The sequence below is a fragment of the Enterococcus spodopteracolus genome (assembly GCF_030441955.1).
Lineage (GTDB): Bacteria > Bacillota > Bacilli > Lactobacillales > Enterococcaceae > Enterococcus_B > Enterococcus_B spodopteracolus.
In genome coordinates this window covers 75,835-96,508 of the sequence record NZ_JARJHD010000001.1, presented here as the reverse complement: position 1 = coordinate 96,508, position 20,674 = coordinate 75,835, and the positions used below count along the sequence as shown (strand labels likewise).

At 38.2% G+C, this 20,674-nt stretch carries 20 protein-coding genes; 4 read left to right on the top strand and 16 right to left on the bottom strand.

Annotation, left to right across the window (positions count from 1 at the left end; translation table 11 throughout):
* Positions 1-75 precede the first annotated feature (75 nt).
* The 8 genes from P3R27_RS00450 to nusG all read right to left on the bottom strand — a co-directional run bounded on the left by P3R27_RS00450 (position 76) and on the right by nusG (position 8,871).
* The gene (locus P3R27_RS00450) at positions 76-1,386 is read right to left on the bottom strand and encodes an amidohydrolase (protein WP_284592102.1); all 1,311 of its coding nucleotides are present in this window, start codon (positions 1,384-1,386) and stop codon (positions 76-78) included.
* A complete protein-coding gene (locus tag P3R27_RS00445; protein ID WP_301357331.1) occupies positions 1,383-3,107 on the bottom strand; it encodes an adenine deaminase in 1,725 nt (574 codons plus the stop codon). The genes P3R27_RS00450 and P3R27_RS00445 overlap by 4 nt, the downstream gene beginning before the upstream one ends.
* A gap of 110 nt (positions 3,108-3,217) precedes the next feature.
* A complete protein-coding gene (locus P3R27_RS00440) occupies positions 3,218-4,279 on the bottom strand; it encodes an ABC transporter substrate-binding protein (RefSeq protein ID WP_034687097.1) in 1,062 nt (353 codons plus the stop codon).
* A gap of 22 nt (positions 4,280-4,301) precedes the next feature.
* The gene (locus P3R27_RS00435; RefSeq protein WP_034687099.1) at positions 4,302-5,342 is read right to left on the bottom strand and encodes an ABC transporter ATP-binding protein; all 1,041 of its coding nucleotides are present in this window, start codon (positions 5,340-5,342) and stop codon (positions 4,302-4,304) included.
* A 61-nt stretch (positions 5,343-5,403) separates the two neighbouring features.
* Positions 5,404-6,183 carry an ABC transporter permease gene (locus tag P3R27_RS00430; RefSeq protein ID WP_034687101.1) on the bottom strand — a complete coding sequence of 260 codons (780 nt, stop codon included), beginning with the start codon at positions 6,181-6,183 and terminating at the stop codon, positions 5,404-5,406.
* Complete coding sequence (locus tag P3R27_RS00425) at positions 6,176-7,012, bottom strand: ABC transporter permease (RefSeq protein ID WP_126134353.1); 837 nt, start codon at positions 7,010-7,012, stop codon at positions 6,176-6,178. Before P3R27_RS00425 ends, P3R27_RS00430 begins: the two co-directional genes overlap by 8 nt.
* A 341-nt stretch (positions 7,013-7,353) precedes the next feature.
* The gene (locus P3R27_RS00420) at positions 7,354-8,244 is read right to left on the bottom strand and encodes an alpha/beta fold hydrolase (RefSeq protein WP_034687104.1); all 891 of its coding nucleotides are present in this window, start codon (positions 8,242-8,244) and stop codon (positions 7,354-7,356) included.
* Between the two features lie 81 nt (positions 8,245-8,325).
* Complete coding sequence (gene nusG / locus P3R27_RS00415) at positions 8,326-8,871, bottom strand: transcription termination/antitermination protein NusG (protein ID WP_034687107.1); 546 nt, start codon at positions 8,869-8,871, stop codon at positions 8,326-8,328.
* A 463-nt stretch (positions 8,872-9,334) separates the two neighbouring features.
* Between nusG and P3R27_RS00410 the strand changes: the two genes are divergently transcribed.
* Complete coding sequence (locus P3R27_RS00410; protein WP_034687109.1) at positions 9,335-9,820, top strand: hypothetical protein; 486 nt, start codon at positions 9,335-9,337, stop codon at positions 9,818-9,820.
* 231 nt (positions 9,821-10,051) lie between these two features.
* Here the strand turns inward: P3R27_RS00410 and P3R27_RS00405 are convergent, their stop codons facing one another.
* The 3 genes from P3R27_RS00405 to rpmG form a co-directional block, all read right to left on the bottom strand.
* Complete coding sequence (locus P3R27_RS00405; protein ID WP_034687111.1) at positions 10,052-10,951, bottom strand: helix-turn-helix domain-containing protein; 900 nt, start codon at positions 10,949-10,951, stop codon at positions 10,052-10,054.
* A 152-nt stretch (positions 10,952-11,103) separates the two neighbouring features.
* Positions 11,104-11,274: a preprotein translocase subunit SecE gene (secE, locus tag P3R27_RS00400; protein WP_034687112.1), complete on the bottom strand. Its 171-nt coding sequence runs from the start codon at positions 11,272-11,274 to the stop codon at positions 11,104-11,106.
* Positions 11,275-11,291: 17 nt separating this feature from the next.
* Positions 11,292-11,444 carry a 50S ribosomal protein L33 gene (gene rpmG / locus P3R27_RS00395; RefSeq protein ID WP_005878997.1) on the bottom strand — a complete coding sequence of 51 codons (153 nt, stop codon included), beginning with the start codon at positions 11,442-11,444 and terminating at the stop codon, positions 11,292-11,294.
* Positions 11,445-11,602: 158 nt separating this feature from the next.
* On the opposite strand from rpmG, the gene cbpA reads away from it, so the two are divergent.
* Entirely contained in the window at positions 11,603-12,247 is a 645-nt protein-coding gene (cbpA, locus tag P3R27_RS00390; protein WP_034687113.1) for a cyclic di-AMP binding protein CbpA, read from the top strand.
* A gap of 124 nt (positions 12,248-12,371) precedes the next feature.
* On the opposite strand, the gene P3R27_RS00385 is transcribed toward cbpA, so the two are convergent.
* Positions 12,372-12,875, bottom strand: a complete 504-nt coding sequence (locus P3R27_RS00385; RefSeq protein ID WP_019722317.1) for a QueT transporter family protein — start codon at positions 12,873-12,875, stop codon at positions 12,372-12,374.
* Positions 12,876-13,578: 703 nt separating this feature from the next.
* Here P3R27_RS00385 and P3R27_RS00380 point away from each other — a divergent pair.
* A complete protein-coding gene (locus P3R27_RS00380) occupies positions 13,579-14,583 on the top strand; it encodes a diacylglycerol/lipid kinase family protein (RefSeq protein WP_126134354.1) in 1,005 nt (334 codons plus the stop codon).
* A 118-nt stretch (positions 14,584-14,701) separates the two neighbouring features.
* Here the strand turns inward: P3R27_RS00380 and recD2 are convergent, their stop codons facing one another.
* The 4 genes from recD2 to P3R27_RS00360 all read right to left on the bottom strand — a co-directional run bounded on the left by recD2 (position 14,702) and on the right by P3R27_RS00360 (position 19,835).
* A complete protein-coding gene (gene recD2, locus P3R27_RS00375) occupies positions 14,702-17,248 on the bottom strand; it encodes an SF1B family DNA helicase RecD2 (protein WP_034687117.1) in 2,547 nt (848 codons plus the stop codon).
* 18 nt (positions 17,249-17,266) lie between these two features.
* Positions 17,267-17,920, bottom strand: a complete 654-nt coding sequence (locus P3R27_RS00370) for a histidine phosphatase family protein (RefSeq protein WP_301356935.1) — start codon at positions 17,918-17,920, stop codon at positions 17,267-17,269.
* A 324-nt stretch (positions 17,921-18,244) separates the two neighbouring features.
* A complete protein-coding gene (gene trmL / locus P3R27_RS00365; protein ID WP_034687121.1) occupies positions 18,245-18,748 on the bottom strand; it encodes a tRNA (uridine(34)/cytosine(34)/5-carboxymethylaminomethyluridine(34)-2'-O)-methyltransferase TrmL in 504 nt (167 codons plus the stop codon).
* 229 nt (positions 18,749-18,977) lie between these two features.
* Positions 18,978-19,835, bottom strand: coding sequence for a methyltransferase domain-containing protein (locus P3R27_RS00360; RefSeq protein ID WP_034687123.1), 858 nt, complete (start codon positions 19,833-19,835; stop codon positions 18,978-18,980).
* A gap of 193 nt (positions 19,836-20,028) precedes the next feature.
* Here P3R27_RS00360 and P3R27_RS00355 point away from each other — a divergent pair, with 193 nt between their 5' ends.
* A complete protein-coding gene (locus P3R27_RS00355) occupies positions 20,029-20,670 on the top strand; it encodes a copper homeostasis protein CutC (RefSeq protein WP_034687125.1) in 642 nt (213 codons plus the stop codon).
* Positions 20,671-20,674 lie beyond the last annotated feature (4 nt).

Genomic DNA, 20,674 nt, shown 5'->3' with positions numbered 1-20,674 from the left:
AAAAATTCGTTATCGCCAAAGATATGCCGAAGAACCAAGGCAGCAAATTTGCTACCATGGTTCTTCGGTTTTTTCTTACATCCTCCGCCTTGCTTCAAACACAAATTGCCCCATTTGTTCATAGAGATCAGCTTTGATTTGTTTAAAATCATGATGGACTAACTGGTGATCACGTACGAGTTGTCTGCCATCCACCCATACATGGGCCACATTGGAAGCATTCGCTGAATAAACTAAGGCAGAATATGGATCAAAAATCGGAAACATATTCACAGACTGCGTCTCAACGACAATAAAATCTGCCTTGTTCCCTACAACAAGCTGACCCGTCTCTTTAAAATCTAACAATTCCGCCCCACCTCTAGTGGCTAAACGGACAATTTCCTTCGCTGGGAAAAGCGCACGATCTTTTTCAAAGGTTTTATGAAAATTGGCAAATAGCTTCATTTGTGCAAAAAGGTCTAAAGTGTTGCCACTACTTGGACCGTCTGTACCTAAACCGACAGTTAAACCCGCAGAAAGCATAGCTTTAACTGGCGCGACACCTTTCGCTGATTTTGTGTTGGCACCGATACAGTGCGCTATTCCAACTTGCTCTCCTTCTGTAGCGACTAAAGCAATATCTGCTTCCGTCATATGGATACAATGGGCCATGATCAACGGTCTGTTCATAAAACCTAAATCTTTCAACAACTCGAATGGGGTTTGTTGATACTGCTTCGCTAATTCCTGCATTTCATAGTCCATTTCTGCCACATGCAAGGTGATCGGCGCATCGAATCGTTCACTCAATTCAACTGTCCGCTTCAACCCTTCATAGGTATTGGTATTTGGCGCATGAGGAGCCAACGCAGGTGTAATCAATGGATGATCTTTCCACTTTGGCAGGAATGTCTCACAATAAGTCAAGCCGCCAGAAGGCTCTACATTATCACACACAGGCATATCAATGATCGTTTCACCAAGGATCGCACGAATCTTAAACTGATCACATACTTGCGCGACTTGATCTTCGAAATAATACATGTCACAAAAACCTGTCACACCACTAAGCAACATTTCACTAATTGCATATGCTGTACTCGCTGCCACTAACTCTGGAGTCATGAACGCTTCTAATGGAAATAAGAACCGGCGCAACCGATCCGGTACATCATCTCCTAAAGATCGAAAAGGAATCATCCCAGCATGGGTATGTGTATTCACAAAACCTGGCAACAAGATGCCGTCTGCTCCATCGATGACTTCCTCCGCAGAAGCCATGCCTTCCTGCCATTCTCCTATCTCAATGATGCGATTTTCTTCAATCCGTACATACCCGTTTTTGTATTCAGTCAATTGATCATCCATTGTTAGAACGTGGACATTTTTTATCAATGTACTCATAATAAAACACCATCACTTGGAAAAACCAGCGGATAAAATTCCTGCGTTTTCGTATTCATCATTCCTTTATCTGTCATTTTGATTGCAGGTGAAACTGGTAATGATAAAGTAGAAAAAGACATGATCTCATTCATATTTTTGTAGCCTAGATTTTGCATTTCTCTACGCACATTTTTTAAGTCTTGGCCTAACTCTTCAATTGGCGCTTGTGAAACGATCCCGCCAATCGGTAGCGGGCAAGTTGCTGTTAATTTGCCCTCGTTAACTACCACATAGCCACCTTGTAATTTCAGCAATTTTTGCTGAGCCAGCAGAATGTCTTGGTAGTTATTCCCCATCACCATCACGTTATGATGATCATGCGCCCAAGTCGTCGCAATACTTCCTGGTTTTGAAATGGGTTCTTCCATCAAAGCATACGCCACATTGCCATTCTTTCCATAACGTTCCATCACGAGCAATAAGGCGCAATTTGAATTTTCCCAATCGAGGTACCCATCTTTCACCGGAATTTCCTTCGTGATCCGTTCTGTAAACGTACCAACCTCATGTTTACGAATAACATTACAACGAACACTTGCCAAATCCGTTTTGACTGGCAACCTTAGATCGTCTAAAGAAAGCTTTTTACAATGGACCGTTTGACTGTATGAATCAGGAAATTGTTCGATTTTTTCTGGATAAGTGATCGCCTCACCTTGCCTGTAGACTTCTTTGCCTGATTTAAAGACCGCAGAAATAGCGAATGTGGATAAATCATCTAACAAAATAAAATCAGCCACTCGTCCAGGTCCAATCAATCCACGATCATTCAAACCCATTCTACGTGCAGGCGTATAAGTCGTCATATAGATCGCTTGTTCGACCGGCAACCCCACCTCTACTGCCTTCTTCAAATTTTCATTTAAATGCCCAGTGAGTAAATCATCTGCCATCACATCATCAGTGATGAGACAAGCATAGTCATAATATTCATTTTCTGTAATCACCGCCATATTTTCCGGTGTGATCGACTTATTTTGGAATTGGATGAACATACCGTTCTCAATTTTTTCTGCTAAGGATTCCGGAAACTGATGTGTATGATCAGAAGAAATCCCGCTATACATAAATGATGCCAATTCTTCTTCGTAAATTTTAGGACAATGTCCTTCTAACGGCATCGTCGGACGTTTTTCTTTACATAGGTCAATAATTTGGCGAACTAGCGAAGTTGGTTCATGGGCAATACCGTGAAAATTCATTGCTTCGCCTAAACAAAGCACTTTTGGATTGTCTAACAGTTTTTCCGTTTCAGCTAATCCGATGATGCCACCGGTAGTTTCTAGTTCAGGTGTAGTGGAAGGAACGGACGATGGGATTGCATGGAAAATATCTAACTCCGTTTCTGCATCCATAAATTCAGTCAACCCTTTAAGCCCAAAAACATTTGCCATCTCGTGCGCATCCGCAATCACTGTAGTCACACCAAATGGTAAAACGGCCTTTGAAAAAATACTTGGCGTGGTCATTGAACTCTCAATGTGCATGTGGCTGTCAATCAAGCCAGGAATCATGTATTTCCCTCGGCCATCAATTTCTTGAAGGATCTCCAAATGACTCAAATCCTTTGTTGTGATGTAATAAAATTTTTCACCGCTGACTGTGACATGTTTCTTCTCAAAACATTGTTTGGCTGTGTTATACACTTGAGCATCTCTAATCAATAAGTCAATCTTCACATTTTTCCCTCACTTTTATTATCCTTAGACACGAATAGGGGGGCTGTGCACTTCCGACACAACCACCCCAATGTTTATTTTTTAAATGATTTCCCGTTATAGGAAAATGTTTATTGGTTGATCAAACGATTCCAACGATCGATCCAGTCAGTCATTTGACGATTAACGAAATTAAAGTCGATATTTTTTGCTCGGTCAGCAATTGCCCCATACGTCATATTACCAGCTTCTTCTTCACTCAACTCCACTTTATCATTCGTCGGTGCTTCATTTAATGAAAGTGCCTTTGTTTTTTGTGATTCTTCGCTAATTCTATAGTTGATGAATGAGTAAGCCAATTCTTTATTCGCTGCTTCTTTTGGAATATTGATCGTATTGTAGTTCGCATATGTGCCACTCTCAGGGACCACGTATTCGATCGTGTCAGAATCCCCTTTGACGATATCATAAGCAAAATCCATCACGATCGCTGCTTCGATTTCTCCTGCTTGGAACATGTTTGCTAGGTCAGAAGATCTTGCATAGGTCTTAACGATATTTGGTTTCAATTCTTCTAAGGCTTCAAATGCTGCCTCGCCATTGTCATCTTCAATTGCTACACCCGCATGATCACTTGCAATATACATCATCAAAGGACCGGCAGTCGTCGTAATTTCCGGGATCGAGATTTTTCCTTCTAACGCTGAATCCCAAAGATCTGACCAGCTAGTAATTTCTTTTCCAACTTTTTCTCTGTCGTAAACAATACCTACACTGTTTACAGCAATTGGAACACCTGCACCATTATCAAAGACTTCCTTCGCTCCTTCAGTTAAGTCCGCTAAATTCGGGATTTTTGATTCATCTAGTTTTTCAAATAATTCTTGAGAAGCGCCATCCGCTGAGTTCGCTTGAGCTAACTCAATAACGTCGATTCCTCTAGGATTACTGATTAATTTGTTGAAGCGATCGCCACTGTTCCCTAGATCCATTGTGATCTTCGCATCGAATTCTTTTTCAAAAGGATCCATTACATCGCTTTTCACGATATCTTCGCTTAAACCAAATGTTGATACAACTAGATCTTTTGACTCTTTCGCTTCGGAAGAATTAGATTCAGATCCTCCACCGCAAGCTGTCAATACAAACATACTCGCTAAAACTACTGAACTTACTAGAAAGCCTTTTTTCACTGATTTTTCCCCTTTTCTTTGCTTATTTATCTTCCAAAAGAACGATTTTATCTTTTGGGAAATGCAGGTTGATTTGATCCCCTGCTTGGTAAATTTGTTTATCCGTACCGTTTACTAAGAACTTACTTAAAGCCGTTGTCACTTCATACTGGTAACTTTTCCCTAAAAATGTTCTGACTTTTACTTCACCTTTTATAACGTTATGTGTCACATCAGAGGCAATCTCGATATCTTCGGGACGGATCGTCGCTACTAATCGCTCTGCTATCGGTTGCTCATAAGGTGTCTCAATGACATTCCCTGCAGCTTGATAGCGGATGCCTTCGATTTGTTCAACTGGAAAGAAATTTTCAAAACCGATAAAATGTGCAACAAAACGAGTTTTAGGATGTCGATAGATTGTTTCCGGTGTATCATATTGCTCGATAACACCATTATTCATGACCGCGACTTTATCCGAGATCGAAAAGCATTCTTCTTGATCGTGAGTCACAAAAACTGTTGTGATACCAAGTTGTTGTTGGATACGTTTGATCTCGATCCGCATTTGGACACGTAGTTTCGCATCTAAATTACTTAATGGTTCGTCTAGGAGTAGTAACTTAGGTTCAATAACCAATGCTCGAGCCAAAGCCACTCGTTGACGTTGCCCCCCTGACAGTTGTTTCGGGTAACGATTACCCAATTGTTCCAATCCACAGATCGCTAACATATCTGCTACTTTTTTGGTGATATCCGCTTTATTTTCTTTACGCAATTTCAAACCGAAAGCGACATTCTCAGCAATCGTTAAATGAGGAAACAACGCATAGCTCTGAAATACCATACCAAAATTACGTTTATGCACAGGAACTTTCACTAATTCTTGATCTTCCAGAACAAAAGAGCCCTCATTCGGCGAAATCAATCCAGCAATCACACGTAGCGTCGTTGTTTTACCGCAACCACTGGGTCCTAATAAAGAAACTAGCTCTCCTTTTTCCATTGAAATAGACAAATCTTCTAATATATTTTGTTTTCCGTCATAACTCACACGGATATTGTTCAAATTTACAAAACTCACGGTTCTCCCCCTCATAGTTTCCAGTCATTCTCAAGTACGGTTCGATTTCTTCACTCAACAGTTAAGCAATCGAAGCCAATCCTAACGTTTTCTCAATAATAAACATCAAGAAAACTGTTAATACCATGATCATTACTGAAATCGCCGACACAGTCGGGTCATACGTATATTCAATGTAGCTCAACAATGAAGTGGGCAACATCGTTACTCCTGGTCCAGATAAAAACATTGAAACTGGCACATTATTGAATGAGTTGACAAAAGCCAACATAAACGCCGCAAATATACCAGAAGAAACATTTGGTAAGATGACTTGCATAAAAGCACGGGTTTTGGTACAACCCAACGTCCAGGCAACTTCTTCAATCGAAAAATCTAATTGCTCCATGCTTGAACCTACGACGCGAATGATATACGGTAGGCTGATCAAAAAATGACCAATCAATAAAGCTTGGATCACCGGCAAGTTAAACTTGATCACAATGTATTGGAACAAGGAATAGCCGACAACGATACCCGGAATCATCGTTGGTGACAAAAAGAAATTTTTAAAAAGCTGTTTACTCTTCATGTGGTAACGAGAAAGTGCGTAAGAAGTCGGCACGCCCACTAATAAAGCTAACAGAGTAGCCCCTACACCAATACTTAAACTCAATTTAAAGCTATTCATAAATGTTTCAGAACTTAGCGCTTTCGTGTACCACTCTAATGAGAATCCATCAATCGGAAATTGTATCGTCGATGATTGTCCAAAAGACGTTACAACAATAATCACTAATGGTAAAAACAAAAACGCAAAAACTAATACTGCGATGATCGTCATCCCTTTTTGCTTACGCATGATTCATTTCCCTCCGATCTAAACGTGCAGCAATCATATTCAATCCTTTATTCACGATCAGAGTCGTGACGATCATGATCAATGCAATGACACTTGCTGAAGTCCAATCACCTAAAGTCGATGCTTTCTGGTATAAGAAAGTCGCCATCATCATATTTTGGTTCCCACCTAAAAGTTGTGGTGTCGTATAAGCCGTCAACGTGCCTGTAAATACTAAAATACTGCCAACGATCACTCCAGGTATACAAAGTGGCATGACAATTTTATAGAACGTTTTGAACGGACTCGCACCTAACGTTTCGGCAGCTTCCAGTGTTTCTTTCTCAATATTTTCCATCACGCCGACAAGTGTCATGACCATGGTAGGTAAGAACAAATAGACAGACCCGATAATAATTGCAAACTCCGTATATAGTAAGGCGATGGGTTGTTCGATCAGTCCTATGCGAATCAAGAAATTATTGATTACTCCTGTCCTTCCTAAAATGTTGATCCAGGCAAAACTACGGATGACTGAATTGGTCAATAATGGAAACATCGTCATTGCCATCAATAAACTTTTCCACTTTTTATCCACACCTGCAATAAAATAAGCAGTTGGAATACCTAAAACGGCAGAAATCAATGTCACAATGACAGAAACGCGAATTGTTCGAAGAAAAATCTTCAAATTGAAATCATCTGTTAAAAAACTGGTGTAAGCACTTAGACTAGCACCTGTTTCAGTAAAAATAGTTGGCCATATAATATTGACCAATGGCAAAATCATAAAAAATAGTAATAAGATCGTTCCTGGTGCAATGATCAAATACGGAACATTCTTCCTCATTATTCTCCCCCTCATTCGTGTTCTGTCTCATTATAAGAAAAAATACGAACATTTTCAAGAAAACTTTGTCATATATTCAGAAAAAACATGAGTTATATGAAAAACATCGTAAAAAACCTGCGTTTATCCGTTTTATAAAAAAAATACTCGTATTCATTTTATTTTTTTAGTTATCTATATTTATCCGCCAATCGATTATTTGCAATTAATGCGATTTAATTATCAAAAGTGTTGAGGAATACATCTCAAATGAAAGATAAAATCATTTTTTGGGAAAACCAAAAAGAGCAATTACCGAACATTCGCCCAAAAACGTTCGTTAATTACTCTTTTTATTAGATTCAACTATTCCAGAAAAACTGACTAACTTCTCGATCCACTTCTTCATTTTCATGAAGCATACTATGTGAAGCACCTTCACCTTCTTCGACCTTTTCCATTACAGGATTACCATGCTGTTTCAATAAGGCATAAACTGCCAATGCACTATTCAGCGGAACAGTTCCATCACTTAGCTCTACTTCACTCAACTGCCCTGCAACCAATAAAAATTGTGTGTCGGTAGAGAGATTTCCTATCATGGTTTGATAATCTTGATACTTTGAAGACACCACTGTTGGCCCATTTTCGAGTAAATCAGCTAAATTCTGACCGCTATCATCCACAAAATCATTGAAAGGTGCGCCTAGCGCTACAAACTTTTCAACTTGCGGTAAAGTCGTTTCTTGGCCATACGTGACTAGGTAACGGAGTCCGCTGACCCCACCCATGGAATGCCCGACAATATTTACTTTATTGATTTGATAAGTAGTCTGTAAATAAACTAAGCAAGCACGTATCCATTCGGCTTGATTCCACTCGTTATTTTCATTATCGGCAAAAAGCACTTGGATCATTGGATTCGTTGCTTGTTGAGATAATATACCTTGCGATTGTATATTTCCATTGACATCAACAGTTAAAGTCAATTCTTGTTTCCCTTTGTTCTCTTTCTCTAAACGGGTGATCATTCCTTTAAATGAATTGACTGTTCCTTTATAACCATGAACAAACAACGTTGGCACAGTACCCTTTTCTACTGAAACTACTTGACTTGTCATTGTAGTTTCAGTAGATGTAGTTTCTTTTGAGGATTTGTTTTCTTGCGTTTGACATCCCGCTAAAAACAGCAATACAAGCAGCACCAAGCCACTTAATAGCCGGTTAGAGTTCATTTTATTTCGTTGTAACATTTTGATCATTCCTTTCGTTTACGACAAAAAAAGAGCTGGAATGACTAGTCATCCCAACTCCTCCATTATCTTGATCACTGTTTAGTCAATCTTATCTACTTGATCAAAATCAAGTTCTGTACTTGTTTCACGACCGAACATGTCAATGTTTACTTTAAGTTTTTCTTTTTCTTCATCGACTTCTGTCACTTGTCCTTCTAAACCAGCAAAAGCACCTTCGATGATTTTTACGACTTCACCAACTTCTACTTCCAGTTCGTTTTGGCGTAAACTCATACCGATCGAACGTAAGATATGATTTACTTCTTCTGGTAGTAAAGGTGCTGGCTTGCTTCCTGCACCGTGAGAACCAACAAATCCAGTAACGCCCGGTGTATTACGGACAACATACCATGAAGCATCTGACATGATCATTTCTACTAAGACATACCCAGGGAATGTTTTATGAACGATTTCTTTTTCTTTCCCATTTTTCACTTCAGTTTCTGTTTCTTCAGGAACAACGACACGGAAAATAAAATCAGCCATTTTCATACTTTGCGCACGTGACTCGATATTTGCTTTTACTTTGTTTTCGTATCCAGAGTATGTATGCAATACATACCAATTTTTTTCAAAAGATTCCATTGAAGGCTCCTCATTTCATTTGTAAAATAAAAAAACCTCAGTTACCCGAAGCTTTTCCTCTCTTTGATTATAGCACCGTTTGCTGGTTTTTACTAGTGACTTATTTTTTATACATTACTATTTAACAAAGATGTTATTTATTCTTTTTTTAAAAAAATATCTGTTTTTTATTCGTTATTAAAAATATTTTTTTCTCTAATATACCCTCAATTTATAAAGAGAAATAATGGATACATATTTTTACGCGTTATTAAATAGAAAGATATGTGAAAATATAGACCAAAAAACAGATTATTTATTCTTAAAAATTATAATCATATTTGTAAAGATAATTTATATGAAAGGAGATGACTGATGTATCTATTTATTCGTTGGCTTGAGTTGTCTTGGCAGTATGATTTTCGTTGATTGATAAACATCGCTAAAGTAAAGAAACCCTAAATTAGAAAGCGAGGAATAGGATATGAAAAAAGCGATAGTTTCCCTTATGGCAATGGTGACAATAGGAAATGTTTTAATTCCTTCGACCGTATCTGTAAAAGCTGCCGAAGTATCATCAATTTCAACAAACGAAAACTTGTTTTCTCCCAAAAAAATTAATGCAACTCTTGAGAATTTCAAAATTTTTTTAGCAAATAAAGGTTTGACAATTGAAGAAGCAAAGCAGTTGAATAGTAGTGAAAAAGAAGAAATCATCCAAGAATATATTGACTATCTCTCTACAGCTCGTGTTGGTATCAATGTGATATTAGGTACCATTACTGCTGCAATGACAATCGTTACTGGATTATACAATGCTGGCCATTATGCTGCCAGACAATTAGATACTAGAGGCATATTAACAAAAAAAGAGTATAAGCCCAACGGTGGTTGGATCATGGCTGGAATCATCGCTGCTTTCGGGATTCCAGCTGCTATGGGATTTGATGACTATATGTATAATAGGTAATCTCATGGAAACAATAAGACAACTCATTGCATCGATTTTTGGTTGGTTAGATTCTTTCGCATTGATTCTTTGCTGTATCACTGTTTTCTTTTTAAGTTTAAAGGTCTCATCTTTGGAAAAAGAAATCAAGGAATTAAAGGATGTTTTTCAAAAACATTCAAAATAAACATACAATAACCGAAAAGTTTGCTATCTTTTCGGTTTTTTGTTTACTTCCAAGAAATATCTTTTTTAGTCTTCTATGTTAAGGGTATGTTCGATCTTGTATTGTGATTCAAATTTATGTAAATCAGCTAAAAATTCATTCCTCAGCTTGGTCGCACCAATCAATTTTAACCCTTTGAAAAAATCCTTTAAATTTTTACTGACAGCCTCTCCTTCAATACGGGCAAGTAAAAGTTGATAAAATCGATGATATATTTCAGTTTCTCGCTGAAAAATAATTCTGCGCCGAGTCTCGAATAGTTTTTCCAAATAATACTTCGCTAATTTTAGTTCTTCTCTTTCCACCATCAGTAAAAACACATTATTATAAATACCTGATAATATAGAATGGAAAACCTCAAAATCTCCTTTTTTCATTACATTTTTTTCTACTTCTTTCAACCGCTGCTTGATGTAACTTGTTTCAAATAAATAGAGGAGAGAGGCAAAGGTAGTCATTTCAAATCTTCCCCACTCATCGATTTTTTCCAGATAATCGGATAATCTTTCGAGATAACTCGTATCTTTTTTATTTAATTTTTTTATCCCATTGATCTGCTCATACCACTTGTAAGTTTTAACAACAAGATAATTTCTCATGACGACTAAATCATCTGAGTGTTCTAATTCTTGTGCTAGTTTTTTTAATTGATAACTAATTGCACCGTTACGTTGTTCTAAATTACGAAACATTTTTTTTAAACTCATATTTTTATTAGAGACCCTGTCACCATCAAGATAAAAGATGAATTCATCAATATTCATATTGAGTCGTTCCAATAGTTCTAAAAACACTAGTAATGGTAAATTACTTTGGCCATTTTCATATCTGGCTAACGATTCGCGCGAAACAATTCCATCGGCTAGCTTTTTTTGAGAGATGCCTCTGTCAATACGCATTTTTTTTAATAATTCATGAACTTCCATATGTTCCTCCTTACTTATCAACTAGCAAAGTAAAATAATGATCAATGATTCACAAAAAACTTGTTGAATTTTCACGGTTACTATCAAAAAAAATAGAGCTTCCAATCGATAAATAACCATGGATAGCTCACCTTTTATTTGATTAGTATTAATTATTGCAAGATCCATGCAAACAAACTTTGGATCGCTGTATCCATCACGAAAAACATTAGTCCGAAGATGATCGATGTCTCGATAACGACTAGTGTATCTTTACGTAATTGTTTTTTACTTGGCCAAGTCACTTGTTTCATTTCATCTTTTACACTTTTAAGAAATTTCATCGTAAGCCTCCTCCTTGTTATTTTGTCTCTTTATGTAATGTGTATTGATTACAATATTTACAAAATTTGTTGATTTCCAAACGCTCGCCGCTTTTTCCTTCACTAATCGACTTCGTATAGTTTCGAGAACCACAAACGGAACATGCTAATGCCGCTTTTTTCTTTGCCATCCGTTTCCCCTCCTCACTGAAAACCAAATTTATACCATACTACATTATCACGTAAATTATTTTATGTCAATTAGTGGTCGTACGCTCTACTGTTTTTATTTTAGTTGTGATATGATTACTTAAAGGATTTTAAAAATGAACAATCTGGAGGTATGACTATGCTATTAAAAACACTTGTTTACAAAAAAAAAGATTTGACGACTGTCTCTGAGACGAGCAACTTAGAAGAAGCACTAGAAATTTTAGAAACATCCGGTTACCGTTGTGTACCAATCCTTGATACTTCCGGAAATATTTTCCGTGGGAACATTTATAAAATGCACATCTATCGCCACAAAGCAAACGGCGGCGATATGACTTTACCGGTCACTCACCTATTGAAAAACGCAACGAAATTTATCTATTTGGATACCTCTTTCTTTAAAGTATTCTTTACGATCAAGGAGCTTCCATACATCGCTGTACTTGACAATCAAAACCACTTCTATGGCATTTTGACACACAGCACGTTATTGAGTATGTTGTCTCAATCTTGGAGTGTAGAACAAGGAAGCTACGTCTTGACAATTGCTTCAACAGGTAAACAAGGCGATTTAGCGGCGATTTCAAAGATTATCGCAAAATATAGTAGCATTGCTAGTTGTATCACTTTGGACATCGAAAAAGATGAATACATCCGTCGTACCTTGATCACTCTACCCGCCCATACAGAAAAAAGTGTCTGTGATTCGATCGTCAATCACTTAGAAAAGAAAAATTACAAAGTGATCGAAATTGAAAATTTACAAGATGCTGATAAATAAAAACCTGTTTAATGGTTGATATTTACTAACTATTTTTCGAAAAATCATATTTCAAAAAAGCCAGAAATCCCAAAATCATTTAAGACTTTTGGAATTTCTGGCTTTTTTACTCTATTACAAACAATCATACACGATCGTTGAATTTCACTGCTTGGTCTAGATAATACATCAATGGCGCAGAAACAGCCATGACGATAAATTCACTTAACGCAAGTGTACCATACGTTGTCCAAAACGCTTGACCGCCAGTTGGTACTAACATATACGCAATCATGAACATACTGATTGTAAAGAACGCTGTATTTAATGCTAAGCGCACTTTGACATTTTTCACTTTATTTTGGATAAGTGCAGTTAGTCCTAATGCAAGTAGTGTTTGACCACCACCGAAAATCACATCCATGACACCAAAACCATAAATGGCATTATAAACGATCACGCCACCTAAGACACCCCATAATAATTTTCGATTGAATACAACTAAATGATTCAAACTTTCTGAAATACGAAATTGGATTGGACCCGAAGACACAGGTGCTACCAAAATCGTTAACGCTAGATATAAGGCCATGATCAGTCCATTAATAACGACTACCATCAGTCGTTGCCTACTCTTTGTTCTCTCCATATTCTATTCCTCATTTCTCCTAGTTTTGTTAATGCGGGATGGTTGATGAACCGCAAGGCGTATTATAACATAACAATTCTAGATTACAACCTTCCCTCCACCCCCACCATTTCAGCATTTTTACCTTAACCTGAAAAGATTGTTATAAAAAATAAAAGAAATAAAAACCAGCAAGACACCTCAAGTAGTTAGCACAAGACCTTATTGAACAGCATCGTTGAGAGATTGAGGCTTGATAGATAAAGGAATCGCACTCTTCTTATCAAAAAAATGAGGGTCGTTGTTGACTAATACTCCCTAGACCATTCTTTGTTTCTATCTTTTACCTACGTTTTTTCGTTTGTTCTTTATTGTATTTTCTAGCTTAACTTCTTTTTCATTTCCCCAAACCTCTGCTATAATAACCAAGATTGTCATTCTTTTGACAATAATGACGAGATGCTTTGTTGAACCTTCACTGGTTGACTCTATTATTCAACCACTGCTTACTTATGGTGAGACGATCTAGTGAAGCATCGTTGATCTATTTACATGACTAAAACCACAAGTATTCACAGTTGTTGATTAAATCTGACACTGCTTGCTCCCCTTTTGACTATGTCGCCTTGCTATCGTATGTTAATGAGAACTCAGGAAGGAGCCCGACAAGACTTGTTTTCTCAACTCAAATATGCGATACTTTGGTGCATTCCAGGAGGAAAAAATGAATTTTCATTATCACCTATTAATCAACCAAGCTGCTGGTAGCGGAAACGGAAAGAAAACAGCGGATAAGATTTTACCAATTTTGGATCAAAAGAAACTTTCCTATACAGTTCACTATAGTGAATACAAAGGGCATGATGCTCTTATAGCGGAACATTTAGCCGAAGATACCCTCATTGAATGGGAAAAGGATATCGATGCTAATACGATTGGATGGTACCCACTTCTCATCGTCATTGGAGGAGATGGTACGCTTCATCAAGTCCTGAATACGTTTCATCATTTATGTGTATCTTTTCCTGTCGGCTTCATACCAGCCGGCTCAGGCAACGACTTTGCTCGTGGAATTGGGTTAAGCAGAGATCCAGAAAAAGCTTTAGAAACGATTTTAGCAACCAAAGAACCACAAAAAATAAATGTATTGCATTATAAAGAAAAAGTAAACGATCGCGAAGGGCTGGCACTCAATAATTTTGGGATTGGTTTAGATGCAGCAATCGTTCATACTACGAATCATTCCAATGCAAAAAAACGATTGAATAAGTATAATCTAGGCTCGCTTTCTTATATTTTTTCTTTATTATATGTTCTTTTCTCACAAAAAGGCTTTCCGATTCTTGTAGATATTGGTGGGAAACGTGTGAATTTTAAAAAAGCCTTTCTATGTACGGCAACCAATCATCCTTATTTCGGTGGCGGAGTATCGATTGTTCCTACTGCAGATGTAACCAAGCCAACTATCGACTTCGTGGTTGTCGAACGAGTAAATCTATTTAAAATTGCTTGGTTGCTTCTTTTATTATTACAGAAGAAGCAAATGCACTCGAAGTATTTCCATCACTATACAACAAGCAAACTTAGAATTGTTTCTACTATTCCCCAATATGGTCAAGAAGATGGGGAAGATTTAGAAAAACAATCGTTTGATTTACAACTAACAAATAAAACACAGTTATTGTGGTGTGAAAAAATAGTAATGAGGGAGGAACAGTCAACCTCTTGATCTGTGGAGCTCCTTCAGATGGAGCAGCTACCTTTCCAAAGAAAAGACACCCGAAACGTTAGCGTTTCGGGTGTCTTTTCTTTGCTGATACTTCACCCCTCCAACTGATGTTGGCTGTTTATGGTCGGATGTTCTCCATACCAATCATTGGATCAATCCATTGCTGTTCCACAGCTTCGGTTGTGAGAATGTAATTATCAGGTGATTTTGGTGTTTCAGCTTCTTTCACTTCATTTTTTTCTTCTTCGATGGCAAAAAGCGAAACCTCCTGCGCTTTGTCGGTCGCCTCTTTACGGCCCTCTATTTGTTTTGTTGGCTCAGACACCTGTTCAATGGCTGCCGAATACGTTCCTTCTTCAAATGGATCGTCACCTGTCAAGGAATCTTCATAGGCGGCTAATTTCGTACGCAGATTAAGAGTCATTTCATTGTCTTCAATCCGCTTCTTCAGTGTCGTCAATCGCACTGCGGATTCGTTTTTTGCACATGTCAAATATGCTTGCTCTTCCCCTAACAAAATCAACAATTCCTTACTACGAGTAACCGCTGTATACAACAGATTCCGTTGGAGCATTCGTTGGTATTGATGGACCATTGGCAAAATCACCATCTTAAACTCGCTACCTTGGGATTTATGGATCGAACAACAATAAGACAGGGTGATCTTATTCCATTCATTTCGTTTGTAACTCACTTCATTGGCATCAAATTGGATGACGAGTTCGTCCACCTTATCTTCCGAATCTTTTGCTAAAACAATTCCCGTGATTACCCCCATGTCACCATTGAACACATTTAATTCTGGCGTATTGACCAAATGGAGTACTTTATCTCCGATTCGATAAACTGTATCATTCCAGTGAACTTCTTTCCGATTCCCACCGCCTGGATTGAAAATATTTTGCATCATTTTATTCAAAGCATCGATACCAGCGGCACCGCGATACATCGGTGCCAACACCTGAATATCTTGTGCAGTAAATCCTTTGTTTTTCGCCTTTTCCACGATTTTAGAAATCAATGGTTCGATTTGATACGCATCACTTGCAAAGAAAGAGCGATCCTTTTGATTTTTCGTAAAATCTTCAGGCAATCTTCCTTCTTTGATCTCATGAGCCAAAGGAATGATACTTGAACCATCGCCTTGACGATAGATCTGATTCAATTCGATTTTAGGGATTTGATCGATTTCTAATAGATCATGCAAGACTTGCCCAGGACCTACTGATGGCAGCTGATCTTTATCCCCTACTAAGATCACTTGCATATTCGTAGGGATCGCCTTGAACAGTGTATTGGCCAACCACGTATCAACCATCGACATTTCATCGACGATCAATAAGCCACCGTCTAATTCTTTCGTACTGATTGAAGGGGTTTTCTCACGACCATTCAAACCTAAAAGCCGGTGTATCGTACTAGCTGGCAAGCCAGTCGTTTCATTCATCCGTTTAGCTGCCCGTCCTGTAGGTGCAGCTAAGAGGATTGGAAAAATCTCTTGTGTATATTTCGTTGGATCAAGATCTAAGCCGTTTAGCTCTGCAAACAGATGAACGATGCCATTGATCACTGTAGTTTTTCCAGTTCCTGGGCCACCAGTCAAGATAAATAGTGGTGAGCGAATCGCTTCAGAAATCGCTTCTTCTTGTGAATCCCCATACTGGATACCAAACATTTTCTCAATTCGCCGAATATTCTTTTTAATTTCTTTTGGTTCGTACTTGATTTCCTTTTTTCGACTCAACAAGCGTTGGATCGAATTGCCAATCCCCCATTCAGAAAAATACAAACTATTTTCATATAGATTCGTTTCTTCTTGTTGGATCTTTCCCTCTTCCACTAACTGAATAATGACAGTCGCTACTTGATCCGGTTCGATTTCGATTGGACGACTTGATTCCAAGATTTTGATCGTCTGCTGCAATAAAGATTCAGCAGGTACATAGGTATCACCGGTTTGGATCGCCTGTTGGAAAATCTGGTGCAAGATCGCTGCTCTGATACGTCGTGGCGAGTCAGCTGCAATGCCGATTTGTTCAGCTAAATTATCTGCACGTTTAAAGCCGATTCCTTCAATCTCTTCGACTAATTGGTAAGGATTTTCTTGAATGATATCCAACGCTTCATTTTTGTAAGCTTGATAGATACTAAAGGCTAATTGACTCCCAAATCCGTAACGGTTCAACCCCATGATCACTTGATCCATGCCATGATTCAAACGGATCGTTTCAGCAATCATTTCTCTTTTTGGCTTCGTTAAACCTGAAATCTGTTGTAATTGCGCAGGATCTTCGATGATTTTTTCAATCGCGTCTTCACCAAGCAGTTCCACGATTTTCTCTGCGGTTTTTTTTCCGATACCGGGAAACTTGTCACTTGATAGGTAGTTGACGATCCCATTGGCTGTCGTCGGCTTTTCCTGTTCGTAACGCTCTACCTTCAACTGTCTGCCATATTTGGGATGATCAACTAGCTCACCATAAAAACGATACACTTCGTTCTCTTGGATATCGCCGAAACTACCGGTTGCGACAATTTCTTTTTCCCGATAATCAACACTTGTTTCACTGACTTGGATGAGCAATACTTTATAAAAATTACTAGGATTTTGAAAAAAGATAGCGGCAACTGTGCCGACAAAATAAGGCATTTCTTCTGGCTCCATCGAGGCCGCCTCCTTTATTTATAGTAAAGGCTCTGGCTGTCCATTACCTAAAAAATCCACCTGATTACATACTTTAAGGTCATATGGTAACAGATTGTTTGGTTCTCCTGTTTCTAAAATCGTCAAGCTACTATTGAATAAACCGCCCATTTCTCGTAACTGACTTAATTCTTTACCAGTCATCCACTGGATCGCAGCAGTTAAAGAGGCACCATGTCCTACAAATAGAATAGGCCCTTGATGTTGACATACTGCATCCGCAACAACTGCTTCGATCCGCGTGATTGCTTCGGTGATTGGTTCTCCTTCAAAAGGTGTTGGATCATATTTATCTAAATGATTTCGTAAATTAGGTAAGTTCTCTGGAAATTTTTTGTACATCTCTTCGATCGACTGTCCTTCTAGTTTTCCTAAACCTAATTCTCTTAATTTATCTGTATAAATGATTTCTGTCGGATGGTCCAATTCTTGATTGATCCCTTTTGCTGTATCTCTTGCACGTTTTGCCGTACTGCAATAAATAGCTTCAAAAGGAACAGACTTGACCATTTGGCCGAATGCTTTGATTTCCTCATAACTTTGAGGTAACAACGGTGAGTCTCCCTGGCTTCCTTGAAAACGTCTTTCAAGATTCCATTCCGTTTTACCATGTCTTGTAAAGTATAGTTCCATAGATGTTAGACTCCTCACTCCGTACTTGTATATAGACTATCATATAGGATTTTCCCGTTGGACCTTGTAGAAAAGCTTGTTTCTAAAAAATAGAGGCTTTCGCCAATTGAATATCGCTAAAAATCGATTGTAAAAAAACTGTGCTATCCTTTATGTAGTCTTGTTTTCGATCAGCGATGTTCACGAAATATACTTCAGCCACACCCTCGATCAAGGGGATGCAAAAGGAAGCTCCTACTCTAGCAAAACGAAGGTTGAGCAACAAGAGAAACTATTTTCTCAACTTCATCTTCTTATTAGGAGCGAAACCTCTCTTTACAACCTTTAGTCTAGCTTATCATTTTCGTAATGATGTGTTAACTCTAAATTTGGGAAACCTTGTTGACGCAATGCCTCATACACGATCATTGCCGCTGTATTCGATAGATTCAATGAACGGACGTGTGTATCATTCATAGGGATACGTAAGCATTTTTCTTCATGCTCGCGCATAAAGGATTCCGGTAATCCAGTTGTTTCTTTCCCAAACAAAAAGAAATGCTCTTCACCATCTGCAAAGTCTTCATCACTGTATACTTTATTCGCAAATTTGGAAATCAAATGTAACTTTCTATCGCCTAAATAAGCCATAAATGCTGGTAGATCTGCATGATACGTGATATCCACATCATGCCAATAATCAAGCCCCGCTCGTTTCAGCTGTTTATCATCTGTTGAAAATCCTAGAGGTTCGATCAAGTGTAACGGTGTGTTGGTCGCTGCACATGTTCGTGCAATGTTTCCTGTGTTTGCTGGAATCAAAGGTTCAAATAAAACGATGTGGTTCATACTATTCATCCTCTCATGTATATGTGAAATCCATTTTAGACTAAATCTTGATTTTTGCATAAAAAAAAACGTATCAACTCGGTGTCAGTCACTGCGAGTCGTTACGTTAGTGAAGCTCTTTTCACTATCTTTTATCAGAACAGGAACCTGATAAAAACCAATGAAAAAACAACTTGTTGCTACTATATCACCATTAAACGATTTTTGCAACCTTAACTCTATAATATTCTTATTGGAATCGTTTTCTCTTATTTCCTTTTAACAATTCTACGTCAATTGTAATTTTTCTAAGGGGTTCTTCCATCAGCGCCTCTTTTATTTCTTTTGCTACTTGCCATTCCAGTGGCGACATTGCCAAGAGATCACGGCGATTTTGTTCAGGAATCGTAAATTCATACGTCACACGTTGACGTTCCACTGACACCATTGATTCCATGAATTTGTCAACAACACGTTCGTTAGAATAGTGGTGTTTTTCTGGCTGATCTGGATAAAAAGCTTGGCGTAATTCTTTTAAATAGCCTGATTGTGGAACGACTTTTAATACCATGCCGTCATCTGCAAGTACTCGCTGAAACTCTTGATAGTGAGAAGGCGAGAAAATATTCAATATCGTCGAAAATTGTTGATCCGCAAAAGGCAAATTCGTTAAATCCGCGACACACCAAAATGCTTGCATCGGCTGTTCAGTGGCTGCATAGACACCTTCTTTCGCGATATCAAAGCCAATTGCTTGTTTTAATGGTTGTAATTGATCGATGGCCGCCAAAAAGCTCCCTTCTCCACAACCGACATCTAGGACGGTCGCATCACTTGGTAGATGCTTAGCTAACTGTTCGATCAATGGTTGATACATACCTGATTGGATCATTCGTCTTCTTGGAGCAAACATCCCTTGATCATATTCGGTCTTGATTGCGTGAGATAAAAAATACAACGTTCCCTTTTTAGATAAATCAAAACGATGATTCTTTTGGCAAATAAGCCCATTCGTGGTCGATAAAAAGGATTCTTGACATAACGGGCAACGGAACATTTGGGCATTCTCTGATAAAAATAGTCGACTCTGGTCTATTTTCTTTAACATAGTGATTATTCATTCCTTTAAAATACGTAGTGAGATAGTCATATAAAGATAAAAAACTTTCTTTAAAAACATTCGTCATCTGATATTGTCTATCATGCTATCCCCTTCATCTTACCGTTTGAAGAGCGCTTTAGCAACTGTAAAAACTATGGTATAATTTCAACAAAAGTAGACATAATAAAGGAGCAAAAATATGATCAAAGAATTTTGTGCGGAGAATTATACATCGATCCCGTTAGCCATCGCAAATGGAGCAAATCGGATCGAATTATGTGACAACCTAGCAGTAGGTGGCACTACACCAAGTACTGGTGTCATTGAAGAAGTATTGAGCTACGCTAATGAAAAAAATGTACCTGTCATGACGATCATCCGACCACGTGGTGGTGATTTTGTTTATAATGATATCGAATTGAAAATCATGCACACTGACTTGATTGAAGCAAAAAAACTAGGAACTGATGGTGTAGTGATCGGTTGCTTGACTCCTTCTGGTTGGTTAGATGAAGAAGCACTGGAAGTCTTGATCGACTCCGCAGAAGGCTTACAGATCACTTTCCACATGGCGTTTGACGCAATTCCTCAAGAACGTCAATACGAAGCCATCGATTGGTTGGTTGAACATGGCGTTCATCGTATCTTGACACATGGCGGTGTTGCCGGTACAAACATCGAAAATAATTTTGTACACTTAAAACAGTTGATCGCTCATGCAGACGGACGAATCATCATTTTACCTGGTGGTGGTATCACTTCAGAAAATGCACAAGTAGTTGCTGATACTTTAGAAGTCCACGAAGTCCACGGCACAAAAATCGTTCCTTTGTCTGAGTAAAAAA